This is a genomic window from Pseudomonas sp. QLc11A (genome assembly GCF_052112305.1).
Lineage (GTDB): Bacteria > Pseudomonadota > Gammaproteobacteria > Pseudomonadales > Pseudomonadaceae > Aquipseudomonas > Aquipseudomonas laurylsulfatiphila.
Genome location: NZ_JAVAJJ010000004.1, coordinates 315,390 through 331,841, shown reverse-complemented (window position 1 = coordinate 331,841; position 16,452 = coordinate 315,390). Strand labels below are relative to the sequence as shown.

The window sequence follows — 16,452 nt, the reverse complement described above, 5'->3', positions numbered from 1 at the left end:
TCCTGTGCGCCTACCCGGTCAATTGCCCCCCGGCGAAAAAAGTTCTTGCAAGGTGGCCTCGATATCGACGGCGCCCGGTTGTAGTTCCGCTTGCAGGTCATGACGCGAAACGGGAAGCTAGGCCATCAGTCACCTGACGGAGAGTCCCGCCTTGGATTGGCACACCCTGCTTACCCGCGAACGCCTCGGAAAGCCTCTGCACAGCCCTGAAGAACTCGGCCGCAGCCCTTTTCACAAAGACCACGACCGCATCATTTTCTCGGGGGCTTTCCGCCGCCTCGGGCGCAAGACCCAGGTCCATCCGGTGTCCAGCAATGATCACATTCATACGCGCCTGACCCACTCGCTAGAAGTCAGTTGCGTGGGGCGCTCGCTGGGCATGCGGGTCGGCGAAACCATCCGCAACGCCCTGCCCGACTGGTGCGAACCCAGCGACCTGGGGATGGTGGTGCAATCGGCCTGCCTGGCGCACGACATCGGCAACCCGCCTTTCGGCCATTCCGGTGAAGACGCGATCCGTCACTGGTTCCAGCAAGCCGCCGGCCGTGGCTGGCTGGATGCAATGAGTGAAGCCGAGCGCAATGACTTCCTGAACTTCGAAGGCAACGCCCAGGGCTTTCGGGTACTCACTCAACTGGAGTATCACCAGTTCGACGGCGGCACCCGACTGACCTATGCAACCCTGGGCACCTACCTGAAGTATCCATGGACGGCCAGGCACGCCGATTCGCTGGGCTACAAGAAACACAAGTTCGGCTGTTATCAGAGCGAGCTGCCGCTATTGGAGCAGATCGCCCATAAACTCGGCCTGCCACAACTTGAGGAACAACGCTGGGCGCGGCATCCGCTGGTGTACCTGATGGAGGCCGCCGACGACATCTGCTATGCGCTGATCGACCTGGAAGACGGTCTGGAAATGGAATTGCTGGAGTACGCCGAAGTCGAGTCCCTGCTGCTGGACCTGGTAGGCGACGACTTGCCGGAGACCTACCGCCAGCTCGGTCCCGGCGATTCGCGCCGACGCAAACTGGCGATCCTGCGCGGCAAGGCCATCGAACACTTGACCAATGCCGCGGCCCGCGCCTTCGTCGAACAACAGCACGCACTGCTGGCCGGCACATTGCCCGGCGACCTGGTGGAGCACATGCACGGGCCCGCCAAGCGTTGCGTGTTGAACGCCAAGGACATGGCCCGCAAGAAAATCTTCCAGGACAAGCGCAAGACCCTGCACGAGATCGGCGCCTACACCACCCTGGAAATTCTCCTCAATGCCTTTTGCGGCGCAGCACTGGAGCAGCACAACGGCCGGACCCCGTCATTCAAAAGCCGCCGCATCCTTGATCTGCTGGGTAACAATGCACCCGATCCTCACGGCCCGTTGCACACGTCGTTTTTGCGCATGATTGATTTCATCGCCGGCATGACCGACAGCTATGCCAGTGAAATGGCCCTGGAAATGACCGGCCGTGCCAGCCACTGAGGTGCTTCGTTTGATCAGCCATTACGGCGTTCGTTTTGGCTGATCCCCCATCAACCTCCAACAACACTCAAGTCTCGTCGAATCGCCCTACAACACATGGCGAGCGAACTGATCGCCTGTCCGACACTCTCGCGAAACAATCGCCCTCCCTCTGTTCGACAGATGAAGTACGCACCATGGCCGAAGACGATCTACGCATCCTCGTGGTGGAGGACCACCCCTTCCAACTGATAGCCACTCAATACCTGTTGGAAAGTTATGGCTTCACCCGACTGACTACCGCCGACAGTGCCAAAAGCGCCATGCAGCAAATGCTCGGGGTCGACCAGCCGTTCGACATCCTTTTATGCGATCAATGCCTGCCCGAGCTGACAGGGCTCGATCTGGTCCGGTTCGCCAGTCAGCGAGGACTGATCAGACAGGCGATCATACTGAGCAGCCTGACGACGTCTGAACTGGATGAACTTGTAAATACGGCCACTGAACACGGGCTGCCATTATTGGGCTACCTGATAAAACCATTGAAACAATCTGAATTTAGAGACCTGTTGACCTTGGCACCAACATAAACAAAAAGCACATATAAGAACCGACAAATACACAGCGTAAAACCTACAAACAACTTCCAAAAAAAATCCACCAGACCACCAAACTTCCCCAGACTTCCTAATAAGAAACCTAGTTAATACGTAGTCCAATTCCTTTTAATCTGTAGGATTTCTCCTATATTGCTGCTACAGCCCGGTCCGTTCATGCGTCCCTTCAAGTATCTGAGCTAAGGTGCGCGCTTTATTTGAGCTCGCATGGGACTTGATTATGAACTCCGTTTTTATTGTCGACGATCACCCGGTTATCCGCCTTGCCGTTCGAATGCTACTGGAACACGAAGGTTACAAAGTCGTCGGCGAAACTGACAATGGGGTCGACGCCATGCAGATGGTTCGCGAATGCATGCCGGACCTGGTCATTCTCGATATCAGCATTCCAAAACTGGATGGCCTGGAAGTGCTGTCCCGGTTCAACGCAATGAGTAATCCACCTAAAACACTGGTACTGACCGCACAATGCCCGACACTCTTCGGTATTCGTTGCATGCAATCCGGAGCCTCGGGTTATGTCTGCAAACAAGAGGACATCAGTGAACTGGTGAGTTCCATAAAAGCGGTATTTTCAGGTTACAACTATTTCCCGAGTGAAGCCTTGAACCCCATCCACGGAGATGAAACACGCTGCATCGAATTGGAACTGTTCAAGTCCGTAAACGACCGGGAACTGATGGTGCTGCAACTTTTTGCCCAAGGTCGCACAAACAAGGAAATCGCCAAGGGCATGTTTCTGAGCAACAAGACCGTGAGTACCTACAAAAAGCGCCTCATGCAGAAACTCAAAGCCAAATCCCTGGTTGAACTGATCGAGATGGCAAAACGTAACGCACTTGTGTGAGAACCTGGATGCCCAGCCGTTTGAAGGTCTATCTGATTCAAGTGACCGCAGGTCTATGCGTGAGCACCTCGTTGTTCGGAGCACCGGGCGATGAATTCTACACGCTGCTCAGTCGCGCGAAGGTCGGGGCGCTGGAGATTCGACTGGATCAATCCCAGCAACAATGGATAAACAACAAAAATCAACTGACGCTCGGCACGTCGGCCCCGGACTACCCCCCTTTCGACCTGACCACCAGTGGTCAGGACTATGAAGGCTTTACCGCCGATTACGCTGGCCTTCTGGAAAAAGCAACCGGGTTGCCGGTCAAGGTTCAGCGTTTCGAATCCCGAGGGGCCGCGATCGCTGCGCTGCAGAATGGCGATGTCGATCTGCTTGGCAGCGCCAATGGATTCGAAGCTGGAATTGCCGAGATTGCCCTGTCCATACCCTATGCCGTCGACCAACCCGTATTGGTGACCCGCGAAGGGGAAACCCGATCCCTCACCGATGGCCTGGCCGGATTGCGCCTGAGCATGGTGTATCACTATTTGCCGCTGGCGGAAGTCAAGGCGTTGTACCCAAAGGCGATCATCACGTCCTATCCGTCCTACCAGAATGCGATCAATGCCGTTGCCTTCGATCAGGCGGATGTGTTTCTCGGCGACACGATTTCAACTCACTACATGATCAACAAGGGGTACTTGAACAACATCCGGATGGCCAACTTCGGCAAACATGAAGCCCATGGCTTCAGCTTTGCCGTCAACAGGAACAACCCCGAGCTGCTCGGCATCATCAACGCGATGATCAGGGCCATTCCCTCCAGTGAGCGAGAAAACATCGCCAAACGCTGGAGCGCCGGCAGCGACATTCTGCTGACCGATCAAAAGCTGCAACTCACTGACCGGGAAGAACGCTGGCTGGCACATCACCCGACAGTGCGCGTCGTCGTCAACGAAGCCTATGCGCCACTGACGTTTTTCGATAGCAATGACAACTTTCGCGGGATCAGCGCGGATTTGCTTGAGCTGATCAGGCTGCGCACCGGCTTGCGCTTTGACATCCAGCGCAGTCGAAACGATGACGAGATGATCAAACAGATCAAAAACAACCAGGCCGATGTGATCGCCGCATTGCTCCCCAGCACCAAACGTCAAACCCAACTGAACTTTACCCGCCCCTTCCTGGAAAACTCCTACGTCCTGCTGACCCGCAAAGCCGCCGACAGCCCGACCAACCTCGAGCAGTTGCAGGACAAGCGCCTGGCCATTGCCCGCGGCAATCCACTCATGGATTACCTGCGCATGGAATTTCCCCGGATCAGGTTGATCGAAGCTCCAGATACCTTCAGCGCCGTAGAGTTACTCGACGAAGGTCAGGCCGAGGGCGCGGTGAACTCACTGGTCATTGCCAATTACTTCATTTCCTCGCGGCTGTTCGAACACACCTTGCAAATCAGCACCACCATCGGCACCGAGCAGGCAGCGTTCTCGCTGGCCACTGCACGGGACGCCAAAGAGCTGAACGCCATTCTGAACAAGGCGCTGCTGAGCATCTCGCCGGAGGAACTGGGCATCATCAACAGTCGCTGGCGCGGCTATTCGGCGTCCTCGCAAAGCACCTGGCGCAACTATCAAAGACTGTTCTACCAAATCGTCATTGGTGCCGGTGCGCTATTGCTGATTTCCATTGCGTGGAACGACTACATGCGACGCCAGATCAAGCAGCGCAAGGCCGCCGAGCGTGCATTGAACGATCAGTTCGAGTTCATGCGATCGCTGGTCAATGGCACGCCCCATCCCATCTACGTACGTGATCGGCAGGGATTGCTGCAAAGTTGCAACGACAGTTACCTGCAAGCGTTCTGCGCCAGGCGCGAAGATGTCATCGGCAAAAGCGTCATGCAGGGGGCGATGAGCAATGTGTTCGAAGCCCGGGAGTACCAGGCTGACTATCAGCGCGTGGTGACCGAGGGCAGACCGTTGATCGTCGATCGCGAACTGCACATTGGTGGCCGGCGGCTGACGATCTATCACTGGATTCTTCCCTACCGCGATTCCAGCGCGACAGTGCAAGGCATTATCGGTGGCTGGATCGACATCAGCGAACGCCGGCAACTGCTGGATGATCTGCGTTGCGCGAAAGAACACGCCGATAACGCCAACCGGGCCAAAAGCACGTTTCTGGCCACGATGAGCCATGAGATCCGCACGCCGATGAATGCAATCATCGGCATGCTTGAACTGACACTCAAGCGTCTTGATCATCGGCACCCGGAGCGTCCGGCCATCGATGTAGCGTACAACTCGGCGAAAGGGTTGCTGGAACTGATTGGCGACATCCTCGACATTGCCAGAATCGAATCGGGACGCTTGAGCCTTAGCCCGGAGCGCGTCAATCCGGGTGAACTCGTGGCCTCGGTCGTACGGATTTTCGATGGTCTTGCCCGACAGAAGGAACTCGAACTGCAGCTGGAGTTTTCTTCGGCCAACCCGACCTTCGATGTGTTGCTGGACCCTTTGCGCTTCAAGCAGGTGCTGTCCAACCTGATCAGCAATGCCATCAAGTTTACCGAGCAAGGCAAGGTCCGGGTCACTGTCGACCTGCACCCCGCAATGCAGCCTGATCGTGTGCAAATGCGGGTGCAGGTTCACGACAGTGGAATCGGGATCAGCGAACAGGATCAATACCGGCTGTTCGAGCCCTTCGCCCAGGCCGACAACGCCACTCAATCGGCCAGTGGGGGCGCAGGGCTGGGGCTGGTCATCAGCCGCAATCTCTGCGAGATGATGGGCGGCAGTCTGCAACTGCGCAGCGAGCCGGGTGTCGGCACTCAAGTGGAGGTATTGCTGCACCTGGAAACGTTACCGCTGCAACAATCTGCCCAGGTGGCCGAGACGCAAATTGTCGTCGCCACAACCCCATTGAATGTTCTGGTCGTCGACGATCATTCGGCCAATCGCTTGCTCACCTGCCAGCAACTGGAGTTTCTAGGCCACCGATTTACCGTCGCGGCCGATGGCCAGGAGGGATTGGAGGCATGGAAAGACCAACCGTTTGATCTGGTGATCGCCGATTGCAACATGCCGGTCATGAACGGTTACGAGCTGGCCCGTGCCATTCGTCAGCACGAAAGACAAAACCATCGCCCTCCCTGCACCGTGCTCGGTTTTACCGCCAACGCCCAACCGGAAGAAATACAACGCTGCAAACAGGCCGGGATGGATGACTGCCTGTTCAAACCCCTGAGCCTCGGTGCCTTGAGCCAGTGGATGGAAAACATTGAGCCCACCCATGCAACCCCGGCGTTCAGCCTGCACGGGTTGAAACTGCTGACCGGGGGCAACCCGATTTTGAACCGCAGATTGCTCAACGAGTTGGTCAACAGCAACCGCCAGGATCTGCAAACGCTGCAGTCGCTATCCAGCTGCGGGGATACGCAGGCGCTGCAGGACATTGCCCACAAAATCAAAGGCGCTGCCCGGATAGTGCAAGCCTCACCCCTGATCGACCGTTGCGAGGCGCTTGAAGCCGCCTGCCATGAGGATTTCGATTGCGAAAAAGTGGCCGGATGCTGCAAATCCATGGAACGCACCATGCTTGAGCTGGAGGAGGCGTTACTACGTCAGATCAAGCAATACGACGAAGGCGCAATGACAGAGCCTTAACTATGCTTGGACCCTCAGCGGTGTGTTGACCCTCATGGAGAAACCCGCAATGCCTGACCCACTGCGCACGGATCCACGCCGGTTTCCACTGCATGTCCATATCAGCGTGATGTTCACCTTTCTGTTGTTGCTGACCGGAGTGCTGCTGGGTCTTTTCAACTACCGGCAAACGACCCAGATCATACTGTCCAGCAGTGAAAAACTCTTCAACCGTATCGAGCAGGATGTCCGGCTGGACCTGCACGCAACCTATGAACCCATTCGCCACCTGTTGAGCCTGCTGGCACTCAATCCGGCGGGCCAGTCCACTGATCTGGAACACCGCCTGGCACTGCTCGAACCGTTCAGCCAGTCACTCGAGGACAACCCCAATCTGGCGTCGCTGTACCTGGGCTATGACAACGGCGACTTTTTCATGGTCCGCCCGCTGCGTACTCCGCAGGTCAAAGCGCTGGTCAAGGCCCCGGACACGGCGGCTTACCAGGTCTGGAGCATTGAGCGCGACGGCAGCGACCAGGCTCGCTCCCAGTCTTTGTTTTTCGACCGGGACCTGGCACTCGTCAGTCGTCAGGACAACCTGAACGACACCTACGACCCTCGCAGCCGTGCCTGGTTTACCAGCGCCCGTAGCGACAATGACCAGATCACGACCGAACCCTATATCTTTTTTTCCACCCATGACATTGGCACGACGCTGGCGCGACGCAGTGGCGACAAGGCAATCATGGCCGCCGACCTGACCCTGGCCGAACTCAGCGCGACCCTGGCCAAGCACGTCGTGACCCCCCATACCGAAATCGTGCTGTTCGATGCCGAAGGCAATGCCATTGCCTACCCCGACAGCCGCAAGCTGATCATCGATGATCAGACAGCGCGCCTGATCAAGGCCGCGGACCTGAGCCCCAGCCTGGGTGCGCTGCTCAACAACCCCTCTCAAGGCAGTCGCCTGGATGCCAACGGCCGGCAGTGGATCGTGGCCCGCAGCAGCATGCAGGAGGGCGGGCCCCAAGGCCTGCAACTGGCACTGCTGGTACCGGAAGACGAGTTGCTCGTCGATGCTTACCGGATGCGCTGGCAAGGTGCGCTCATTACCCTGGCCACGCTGCTGTTATGCGTGCCGCTGGGTTGGCTGACCTCCAGAGTCCTGGTCAAACCCTTGCGTGCGCTGGTGCAGGAAGCCGATGCGATTCGCAGTTTCGATTTCAATTTTCCGCTTTCCCGTCGCTCGCCGGTGCTCGAAGTCGACCAACTGAGCGTGTCGATGGCACGGATGAAAGACACGCTGGCGAGCTTCTTCCAGATCACTGACAGCCTCAGCGCCGAAACCCGTTTCGCCCCGCTGCTGGAACGCGTGTTGTTTGAAACCGTGAAAATCGGTCAGGCCCAGGCCGGCCTGATCTATCTGCGCGAAGGTGATGGCGGGTACATGGAACCCCACGGACTGGTCATCAACAACACCACCGAAAACCTGCAATCCTTCGACATCCGCGGACACTCACTGGAAAACCCGCAAAGCCCCCCATGGCTGCAGCAGCTGGCAAACGTCGACAACGTCGTCAGTAACCTGGGGTTCGAGCAAGCGGGCGATCTGCAGAAAGTCTTGCTCGCGCTGGAAAGTCCCCGAGTCCATCTGATCGGAATCCGCCTGCATAATCGTCACAACGAAACCGTGGGCCTGCTGGTGTTGCTATTGGCCGACAGCGGCGAGCACAGCGATCTGGACAAACTGCGACCGGACCGCATTGCGTTTCTCCAGGCGGTGTCCGGCGCGGCGGCCGTGTGTATTGAAAGCCAGCGCCTGCAGGCCCGGCAAACACAGCTGCTGGACGCCTTCATTCAACTGCTGGCCGGTGCCATCGACGCCAAAAGCCCCTATACCGGCGGCCATTGCCAGCGCGTGCCGGAACTGACCCTGATGCTTGCCCGCGCGGCGGCGGCAAGCCAGGACCCCGCCTTCAGCGCCTATCGGCCAACCGACGATGAATGGGAGGCACTGCACATCGCTGCCTGGCTGCACGATTGCGGCAAGATCACCACGCCGGAATACGTCGTCGACAAAGCCACGAAGCTGGAAACCCTGACCGATCGCATCCACGAAATCCGCACCCGCTTCGAGGTACTCAAGCGCGATGCCTGGATCAGCTACTGGCAGGCCATTGCCCTGGGCGGTGACGAGCAAGCGCTGGCAGAACTGCGTGATGCCAGCCTGGCCGGGCTGGATGATGATTTCGCCTTCATTGCCCGTTGCAATCTGGGTGGCGAAGTCATGGCCGAGGCTGATCTGCAACGCCTGCACAGCGTGGCTGAACGCACCTGGACCCGGACCCTGGATGACCGGCTGGGCGTGTCCTGGGAAGAGAACCGGCGCCAGTCCCGAACGCCCGCCCCCACCCTGCCCGTCAGCGAACCCTTACTGGCGGACAAGCCCGAGCACCTGTTCGAACGCAGCGAAAACGAAGTGATACAGCAAGACAATCCCCTGGGTTTCAAACTCGACGTTCCGCCCCACAAATACAATCGGGGTGAGCTGTACAACCTGAGCATTGTCCGGGGCACCCTGACGAGCGAGGAGCGTTATGTCATCAATAACCACATCGTCCAGACGATTCTGATGCTCAACCATCTGCCGTTCCCCGGACACCTGCGCAGCGTCGCGGAAATAGCCGGCGGGCATCACGAAAAAATGGACGGCAGTGGTTATCCGAAACGCTTGAAGCGAGAAGACATGAGCCTGCCGGCGCGAATGATGGCGATTGCCGATATTTTCGAAGCGCTGACGGCCGCCGACCGCCCTTACAAAAAAGCCAAGACCCTGAGCGAGGCGCTGGGCATCATGGCGTTCATGTGCCGTGATGCCCACATCGACCCGGAACTGTTCGGGCTGTTCATCAGGGCACAGATCTATTTGCAGTACGCCAGGCGCTTCCTCGACCCTGCGCAGATCGACGCGGTGGACGCATCGGACCTGCTGGCCAAGGCCGGCCTGGCGTCTTGATCAGCAGTCGGTCAGACGCAGGAAAATCGCCGCCAGTTGCTCGATACCGGCTTGGTCCTGCGGGGTGAACCGCGCCAGTTTCGGGCTGTCGAGGTCGAGCACGCCGATCAATCGGCCATCCTTGACCAGCGGCACTACCAGTTCGCTGTTCGAGGCGCTGTCACAGGCAATGTGACCGGGGAACGCGTGCACATCTTCGACCAACTGGGTCTGCAAGGTAGCGGCTGCTGTTCCGCAGACACCACGTCCGAACGGAATCCGCACGCAAGCGATCTGCCCCTGAAACGGGCCCAGCACCAGCTCCTCATTGCGGTTGAGGTAGAAACCGGCCCAGTTCAGGTCATCGAGCTGATTGAACAGAAACGCCGAGAACTGCGCGGCATTGGCGATGAAGTCCCGCTCGTCCGCCAGCAATGACTCCAGCTGCGCGTGCAGCATGCCGTAGCCTTCGAGGCCCTGGCCGCTCTTTTGTAAATCGATCATGCCTTGTGCTCCAACAGTTTCAGCCCGACCCAGTAACGGGCAAATTGATAAGCGCAACGTCCATTGCGATTGCCTCGGCCTGTGGCCCAGCGTACCGCCAGGATGTCCAGCTCTTCGCTGCGCTGCCATGCCAGTCCGGCTTTGCCGGCCAACTGGCCGATCCAGTGTTCGACGACGTTGAGGAAGTGTTCCTGGGTAAACGGATAGAACGATAGCCACAGGCCGAAGCGGTCCGACAGAGCGATCTTGTCTTCCACCGCCTCGCTCGGATGCAGTTCGCCGTCGACCCGCTTCCAGTTCTCGTTGTCACTTTCCTTTTCCGGCACCAGGTGGCGACGGTTCGACGTGGCGTACAGCAAGACGTTGTCCGGCGCCTGTTCCAGCGAGCCATCGAGTACACTTTTGAGCACTCGGTAATCGCCCTCGCCCGACTCGAACGAGAGGTCATCGCAAAACAGCACGAAACGCTGGGGCAGTTTGCCGATCTGTTCGACCACGCGCGGCAGGTCTGCCAGGTGATCGCGCTCAATCTCGATCAGACGCAAACCGGCTTGAGCGTGCTCGGCCAACAAGGCGCGCACCAGCGAAGACTTGCCGGTGCCGCGCGAGCCCCAGAGCAAGGCGTGGTTGGCGGGCATACCATCGAGGAACTGTTGGGTGTTGCGCCCAAGCTGCTCAACTTGCCGGTCGACGCCGATCAGGTCCGACAGCCGCATGTCGAGGCTGACCTGCAACGGCATCAGATAACCGCCGCGAGACTCACGCTGCCAGCGCGCGGCCAGGCATTGCGTCCAGTCGATGGCTGGCCGGGGTGCCGGCAGCAACGGCTCGATACGCGCCAGAACGGCATCGGCGCGTTCAAGAAAAGCATTCAATCGGGAATCCACGACTTCTCCTCGGGCACGTTCACAGTAATGATGGTGATACAGCGACCAAACACAGCGTCACACAAGCGGCTGCCCCCGCAGTACAGGCCTCGCGAGAACATCAACAGGCAGGCATGATCGACTATGCTTGAGCAGCGAAAGGAAACGGAAGTGGTTCACCCCCCCATGGACATCAAATTCACCAACCGGCTGTCATTCAAGCAAGCCCGGCTTACCGTGCTGGTCGGTTTCATTCTGGGCACGCTGCTCAGCCTGCTGCAAATAGGCATCGATTATGCCAGTGAAGACGCTTCCATCAATCGTGAAATCCTTTCATTACTGGAAATCAGCCACAACCCGGCCTCGCGAATCGCCTACAACATCGACGCCGAACTCGCCAAGGAACTGACCCAGGGCCTGCTGCGCTCGCCGGCGATCATCGGCGCGAAACTGACCGACAACAACGGCACCGTGCTGGCCAACGCCAAGCGACCCGAGGTGCAAAACGGCTACCGGATGTTCAGCGACTTCCTGTTCGGTGCCAGCCGACAGTTCGAAGACCGGCTTTACCTGGATAATTTACCCAACGAATCCCTGGGTACGCTGCGGCTGAAGGTCGATACCTACGCCTTCGGCAACCGGTTCCTGCGCCGGGCCGAAGTGACCCTGATCAATGGCTTCGCCCGCAGCCTTCTGCTGTCCGGCATCCTGCTGGCACTCTTCTATGTGATGCTGACCAAACCCCTGGTGCGGGTGATCCGTGAGCTCAGCGGTCGCGACCCGGGCAACACCGAACCGACGTCGCTGGAGTGTCCTGCCGGGCACGCCAACGATGAGATTGGTGTTCTGGTCAAGGTTGCCAACCAGCAATTCAAAAACATCGCCACCGAAATCCGGCAGCGGCGCAACGCGGAAAACCGCCTGACCGAATACCTTGGCCAACTGGAAAACATCGTCTCGGCCCGCACCGCCGAACTCAAGGCAATCAATACCCGGCTGAGCCAATCCAACGAGGAACTGGAAGCCGCGCGCAGTACCGCCCTCGACATGGCCGAAGCCCGCTCGGTGTTCCTGGCCAACATGAGCCATGAAATCCGCACGCCCCTCAATGGCTTGCTCGGGATGATCGCGCTGTCCCTCGACGGACCGCTGAATGCCGAACAACAGCAACAGCTGTCGATTGCCCATGACTCGGGCAAGGTTCTGGTGGAACTGCTCAACGATATCCTCGATTTGTCGAAGTTCGATGCCGGTCAACTCGAACTCGAACACATCCCCTTCGACCTCGGTTCGCTGATCGAGGACACCGCCAACCTGCTGTCGCAGAACGCCGCCCCCAGCGTCGAACTGACCTGCCTGATCGATCCGCATTTCCCGGCACTGGTGCTCGGCGATCCGACCCGGGTGCGGCAGATCGTCAGTAACCTGCTGTCCAACGCCCTCAAGTTCACCCGTTTCGGGCGTGTCGACGTACGCCTGTCAACGTTCGGGGACGGCGTCAGAATCGAAGTGTGCGACACCGGCATCGGCATCCCTCAGGAAGCCCAGGCCAGGATCTTCCAGCCTTTCACCCAGGCCGGAGCCGGTATTACCCGCCAATTTGGCGGCACCGGGCTGGGCCTGGCGCTGACCTGCAACCTTTGCGAAGCCATGCAAGGGCGCCTGACGATCAGCTCCGAAGCGGGATTTGGCAGTCAGTTCTGCGCGGATCTGCCATTACCCAGCCATACCCGCGCAATGCCTGCTGCCTCGCTCAATGGCAAAGTCGTCGCCATCACGGCCGCCAGCAGCGGGCTGGGCGAACTGCTGAACAGCCTGTTGCCTGGCTGGGGCCTGGACTATGAACGGCGTTCCATGGATGACTCACTGCTTGGCCTGGCAGCCGACGTACTCATCACCGACTGCCCCGAATGCCTGTTCAGTTTGCGCCCAGCCCTCAGTGCGCCGATCCTGTTGATCACCGCGTATGGCAATTTCATGCCCAGCGAAGAGGTAAACGCCCTCGCCCCCCTGCAACAACAGGCACGCCCCCTGGCCCGCAATACGCTGTATCAGAGCTTGCGGCGGATCCTGCAGCCACAACCTCAGCCGATCAACGATGTCCGGCTCGAAACGCAATGCCCGCTACGCCGTGGGCGCGTGCTGCTGGTGGAAGACAATCCGGTGAACCAGCTGGTGGCCAAGGGCATGCTCGGCAAACTCGGCTGCGAGGTCACCACCGCGGCTCATGGGGCCGAGGCCCTGGATCAACTCGAACAACGGGAGTTTGACCTGGTGCTAATGGACTGCAACATGCCGGTGATGGACGGCTATGAGGCCAGCCGGCAAATCCGCCGCAGCGGACGCTGGCCCCAGCTGCCCATCGTCGCCCTGACGGCCAACGCCATGTCGGAGGAGCGCGAACGCTGTCGTGCCGCGGGCATGAGCGACTACCTGGCCAAACCCTTCCGGCGCGAAGAACTGGCCGCCCTGCTGGACTTGTGGATCCCCGCTACGACAGCGTCCTGATCTGCCCCAACAGGTGATCGAGACCATCGCGCAAGTCGTTGAGACGATTCAGGTCGACCCCACTGTCGCACAACAACCGCGCCTTGAGTGGCCCGACCTGATCGCGCAAGGCCGTTCCGGCTGGCGACAGGCTCAGGTGCACTTCACGCTCATCGCGCGCCGAACGCTGACGCTGCACCAGATGCATTTGTTCGAGGCGCTTGAGCAAGGGTGTCAGCGTGCCGGAATCCAGGGCCAGACGCTCCCCCAATGCCTTCACGGTCGGTTGCTCGGGGGCTGCTTCCTGCCACTCCCACAGCACCAGCATCGCCAGGTACTGAGGGTAGGTCAGGCCCAACTGATCGAGCATTGGCTTGTAGGCGCGAATGACCGCACGGGAAGCTGCGTACAGCTTGAAACACAGCTGGCTGTCGAGCTTCAGGGAATCGACGGACAAGGTGTTCATTTGAGCAGGGCTTCAATCTCGCGGGTCAGGTCCTGCGGCTTGGTCGCCGGGGCGAAGCGCTTGACCAGTTGCCCGTCCTTGCCGATCAGGAACTTGGTGAAGTTCCACTTGATGCCCTGGGAACCCAGCACACCCGGAGCACGCTTTTTCAACTGCACGAACAAAGGGTGTGCGCCGGCGCCGTTGACTTCGATCTTTTTGAACAGCGGGAAGCTGACACCGAAGTTCAGCTCGCAGAATTCGGAGATCGCCCCTTCATTGCCCGGCTCTTGCTTGCCGAACTGGTTGCAGGGAAAACCGAGCACCACCAGGCCTTGGTCCTTGTAGGTCTGCCACAACGCTTCCAGGCCTTTGTATTGCGGAGTGAAACCGCACTTGCTGGCCGTATTGACCACCAGCACGGCCTTGCCGGCGAAATCCGCCAGGGTCTTTTGTTCCCCCTTGATCGTGGTGCAAGGGATGCTCAGCAGGTTGTCGCTCATGATGAAAGCTCCGGATTCGGGAAGATGAGCCAAACATAGCGAGCAATTGAATTGTGTGCAATTTAAATTATCGAACGCCAATCCACTGTAGGAGCGAGCTCGCTCGCGATGGTCGTCAACGATAACGCGGGAAGCCTGGTGCTCCGAGTTGCTCTCTGGTCCATCGCGAGCAAGCTCGCTCCTACAGGGCTCGCATTACTCGCGGGGCACCAGGTTCAGGCACACCGAGTTAATGCAATAACGCAGGCCGGTCGGCAGTGGGCCATCAGGGAAAACATGCCCCAGGTGCGCATCGCATTTGGCGCAGACCACTTCGGTGCGGATCATGCCGTGGCTGACATCACGGATCTCGGTCATGGCGCTGTCGCCGATCGGCGCGTAGAAACTCGGCCAGCCGCAGCCGGAATCGAATTTGGTCCTGGAGTCGAACAGCGGTTCGCTACAGCAGATGCAGTGGTAGACACCGTCGGTTTTGGTGGCGTTGTATTTACCGGAAAACGGCCGTTCGGTGCCTTTGAGGCGGCACACGTTGTACTGCTCCGGATCGAGCATCGCCTTCCATTCTTCCAGGGTTTTTTCCAACTTTTCCATCATCACACCTCAGCGGCTGAAAAAGCCCGATCTGTACCTTTTCCACGGATCGGGCGGCACGTATGATTGCGCCTCGTCAAACGCCAGTCTGGCAGCCAGACCACGCGCATTCAAACGGAAATATGGGTGCTGCATCTCAAGGCGTCAGGCCTGTGTGAATACGCAGGATTCCCAGCACGGCTGTCCAAACGCCGTCTGGATCGTTCATTTTCGGGAACACATCGCCATGCAGGTCAGCAAATCGAACAAGCTCGCCAACGTCTGCTACGACATTCGCGGCCCGGTGCTCAAGCACGCCAAGCGCCTGGAAGAGGAAGGCCATCGCATCCTCAAGCTGAACATCGGCAACCCGGCGCCTTTTGGTTTCGAAGCGCCGGATGAAATCCTCCAGGACGTGATCCGCAACCTGCCGACCGCCCAGGGCTATAGCGACTCCAAGGGCCTGTTCAGTGCGCGCAAGGCCGTGATGCAGTATTACCAGCAAAAGCAGGTAGAAGGCGTCGGCATTGAAGACATCTACCTGGGCAATGGCGTTTCCGAACTGATCGTGATGTCGATGCAGGCCCTGCTCAACAATGGCGACGAAGTGCTGGTGCCTGCGCCTGACTACCCGCTATGGACCGCCGCCGTGAGCCTGTCCGGCGGCAATCCGGTGCATTACCTGTGCGACGAGCAAGCCAACTGGTGGCCGGACCTGGCCGACATCAAGGCCAAGATCACCCCGAACACCAAGGCCCTGGTGATCATCAACCCGAACAACCCGACTGGCGCCGTGTATTCGAAGGAAGTGCTGCTGGGCATGCTGGAACTGGCTCGCCAGCACAATCTGGTGGTGTTCTCCGACGAAATCTACGACAAGATCCTCTACGACGATGCCGTGCACATCTGCACCGCCTCCCTGGCACCGGATTTGCTCTGCCTGACCTTCAACGGTCTGTCCAAGTCCTATCGCGTGGCCGGTTTCCGTTCCGGCTGGATCGCCATTTCCGGTCCGAAACACCACGCCCAGAGCTATATCGAAGGCATCGACATGCTGGCGAACATGCGCCTGTGCGCCAACGTGCCCAGCCAGCATGCGATCCAGACCGCCCTGGGTGGCTACCAGAGCATCAATGACCTGGTGCTGCCGCAAGGTCGCCTGCTCGAACAGCGTAACCGCACCTGGGAATTGCTCAACGACATTCCGGGCGTGAGCTGCGTCAAGCCGATGGGCGCGCTGTACGCATTCCCGCGCATCGACCCGAAAGTCTGCCCGATCCACAACGACGAGAAATTCGTCCTCGACCTGCTGCTCTCCGAAAAGCTGCTGGTGGTTCAAGGCACCGCATTCAACTGGCCATGGCCAGACCACTTCCGCGTCGTGACCCTGCCACGTGTCGATGACCTGGAGATGGCCATCGGACGCATCGGCGGCTTCCTCAAGTCCTACCGCCAGTAAGCGCCCTGCACCGTGCGACACGCCTGCGCGTCGCACGGTGATTTTCATCCGGCAACATTTGTTTGCATTGC

12 protein-coding genes are annotated in these 16,452 nt (G+C 58.9%); 7 read left to right on the top strand and 5 right to left on the bottom strand.

What is annotated here, in order from left to right; translation table 11 throughout:
• Positions 1 to 151: 151 nt before the first annotated feature.
• The 5 genes from Q8X48_RS09065 to Q8X48_RS09045 all read left to right on the top strand — a co-directional run bounded on the left by Q8X48_RS09065 (position 152) and on the right by Q8X48_RS09045 (position 9,568).
• Positions 152 to 1,480 (top strand): deoxyguanosinetriphosphate triphosphohydrolase, encoded by a 1,329-nt coding sequence (locus tag Q8X48_RS09065; protein ID WP_126050016.1) that lies wholly within the window; start codon positions 152 to 154, stop codon positions 1,478 to 1,480.
• 176 nt (positions 1,481 to 1,656) lie between these two features.
• Positions 1,657 to 2,049, top strand: coding sequence for a response regulator (locus tag Q8X48_RS09060; protein ID WP_407800466.1), 393 nt, complete (start codon positions 1,657 to 1,659; stop codon positions 2,047 to 2,049).
• Between the two features lie 247 nt (positions 2,050 to 2,296).
• Positions 2,297 to 2,923: a response regulator transcription factor gene (locus Q8X48_RS09055; protein ID WP_007973494.1), complete on the top strand. Its 627-nt coding sequence runs from the start codon at positions 2,297 to 2,299 to the stop codon at positions 2,921 to 2,923.
• Positions 2,924 to 2,931: 8 nt separating this feature from the next.
• Complete coding sequence (locus Q8X48_RS09050; protein WP_407800467.1) at positions 2,932 to 6,573, top strand: transporter substrate-binding domain-containing protein; 3,642 nt, start codon at positions 2,932 to 2,934, stop codon at positions 6,571 to 6,573.
• Between the two features lie 49 nt (positions 6,574 to 6,622).
• The gene (locus Q8X48_RS09045) at positions 6,623 to 9,568 is read left to right on the top strand and encodes an HD domain-containing phosphohydrolase (protein ID WP_407800468.1); all 2,946 of its coding nucleotides are present in this window, start codon (positions 6,623 to 6,625) and stop codon (positions 9,566 to 9,568) included.
• Here the strand turns inward: Q8X48_RS09045 and Q8X48_RS09040 are convergent, their stop codons facing one another.
• Both Q8X48_RS09040 and Q8X48_RS09035 read right to left on the bottom strand, forming a co-directional pair.
• The gene (locus tag Q8X48_RS09040) at positions 9,569 to 10,051 is read right to left on the bottom strand and encodes a GAF domain-containing protein (RefSeq protein ID WP_095966417.1); all 483 of its coding nucleotides are present in this window, start codon (positions 10,049 to 10,051) and stop codon (positions 9,569 to 9,571) included.
• A complete protein-coding gene (locus tag Q8X48_RS09035) occupies positions 10,048 to 10,938 on the bottom strand; it encodes an ATP-binding protein (protein ID WP_007973504.1) in 891 nt (296 codons plus the stop codon). Before Q8X48_RS09035 ends, Q8X48_RS09040 begins: the two co-directional genes overlap by 4 nt.
• Positions 10,939 to 11,103: 165 nt before the next feature.
• Between Q8X48_RS09035 and Q8X48_RS09030 the strand changes: the two genes are divergently transcribed.
• Positions 11,104 to 13,425, top strand: coding sequence for a hybrid sensor histidine kinase/response regulator (locus tag Q8X48_RS09030; protein ID WP_407800469.1), 2,322 nt, complete (start codon positions 11,104 to 11,106; stop codon positions 13,423 to 13,425).
• Here Q8X48_RS09030 and Q8X48_RS09025 read toward each other — a convergent pair.
• From Q8X48_RS09025 to msrB, 3 genes are all read right to left on the bottom strand, one after another.
• Positions 13,409 to 13,870 carry a MarR family winged helix-turn-helix transcriptional regulator gene (locus Q8X48_RS09025; RefSeq protein WP_102675394.1) on the bottom strand — a complete coding sequence of 154 codons (462 nt, stop codon included), beginning with the start codon at positions 13,868 to 13,870 and terminating at the stop codon, positions 13,409 to 13,411. The genes Q8X48_RS09030 and Q8X48_RS09025 overlap by 17 nt on opposite strands.
• Positions 13,867 to 14,352 (bottom strand): glutathione peroxidase, encoded by a 486-nt coding sequence (locus Q8X48_RS09020; protein ID WP_095966413.1) that lies wholly within the window; start codon positions 14,350 to 14,352, stop codon positions 13,867 to 13,869. Before Q8X48_RS09020 ends, Q8X48_RS09025 begins: the two co-directional genes overlap by 4 nt.
• 195 nt (positions 14,353 to 14,547) lie before the next feature.
• Positions 14,548 to 14,943 carry a peptide-methionine (R)-S-oxide reductase MsrB gene (msrB, locus tag Q8X48_RS09015; RefSeq protein WP_407800470.1) on the bottom strand — a complete coding sequence of 132 codons (396 nt, stop codon included), beginning with the start codon at positions 14,941 to 14,943 and terminating at the stop codon, positions 14,548 to 14,550.
• A 226-nt stretch (positions 14,944 to 15,169) separates the two neighbouring features.
• On the opposite strand from msrB, the gene Q8X48_RS09010 reads away from it, so the two are divergent.
• A complete protein-coding gene (locus Q8X48_RS09010; protein ID WP_007973513.1) occupies positions 15,170 to 16,381 on the top strand; it encodes a pyridoxal phosphate-dependent aminotransferase in 1,212 nt (403 codons plus the stop codon).
• Positions 16,382 to 16,452: the final 71 nt, after the last annotated feature.

What these genes read in the sequence shown, in the direction of transcription:
- Q8X48_RS09030 (WP_407800469.1), top strand. Translation starts at nt 11,104, where the DNA reads ATGGACATCAAATTCACCAACCGGCTGTCATTCAAGCAAGCCCGGCTT.
- Q8X48_RS09045 (WP_407800468.1), top strand. Translation starts at nt 6,623, where the DNA reads ATGCCTGACCCACTGCGCACGGATCCACGCCGGTTTCCACTGCATGTC.
- msrB (WP_407800470.1), bottom strand. Translation starts at nt 14,943, where the DNA reads ATGGAAAAGTTGGAAAAAACCCTGGAAGAATGGAAGGCGATGCTCGAT.
- Q8X48_RS09010 (WP_007973513.1), top strand. Translation starts at nt 15,170, where the DNA reads ATGCAGGTCAGCAAATCGAACAAGCTCGCCAACGTCTGCTACGACATT.
- Q8X48_RS09060 (WP_407800466.1), top strand. Translation starts at nt 1,657, where the DNA reads ATGGCCGAAGACGATCTACGCATCCTCGTGGTGGAGGACCACCCCTTC.
- Q8X48_RS09055 (WP_007973494.1), top strand. Translation starts at nt 2,297, where the DNA reads ATGAACTCCGTTTTTATTGTCGACGATCACCCGGTTATCCGCCTTGCC.
- Q8X48_RS09025 (WP_102675394.1), bottom strand. Translation starts at nt 13,870, where the DNA reads ATGAACACCTTGTCCGTCGATTCCCTGAAGCTCGACAGCCAGCTGTGT.
- Q8X48_RS09040 (WP_095966417.1), bottom strand. Translation starts at nt 10,051, where the DNA reads ATGATCGATTTACAAAAGAGCGGCCAGGGCCTCGAAGGCTACGGCATG.
- Q8X48_RS09020 (WP_095966413.1), bottom strand. Translation starts at nt 14,352, where the DNA reads ATGAGCGACAACCTGCTGAGCATCCCTTGCACCACGATCAAGGGGGAA.
- Q8X48_RS09050 (WP_407800467.1), top strand. Translation starts at nt 2,932, where the DNA reads ATGCCCAGCCGTTTGAAGGTCTATCTGATTCAAGTGACCGCAGGTCTA.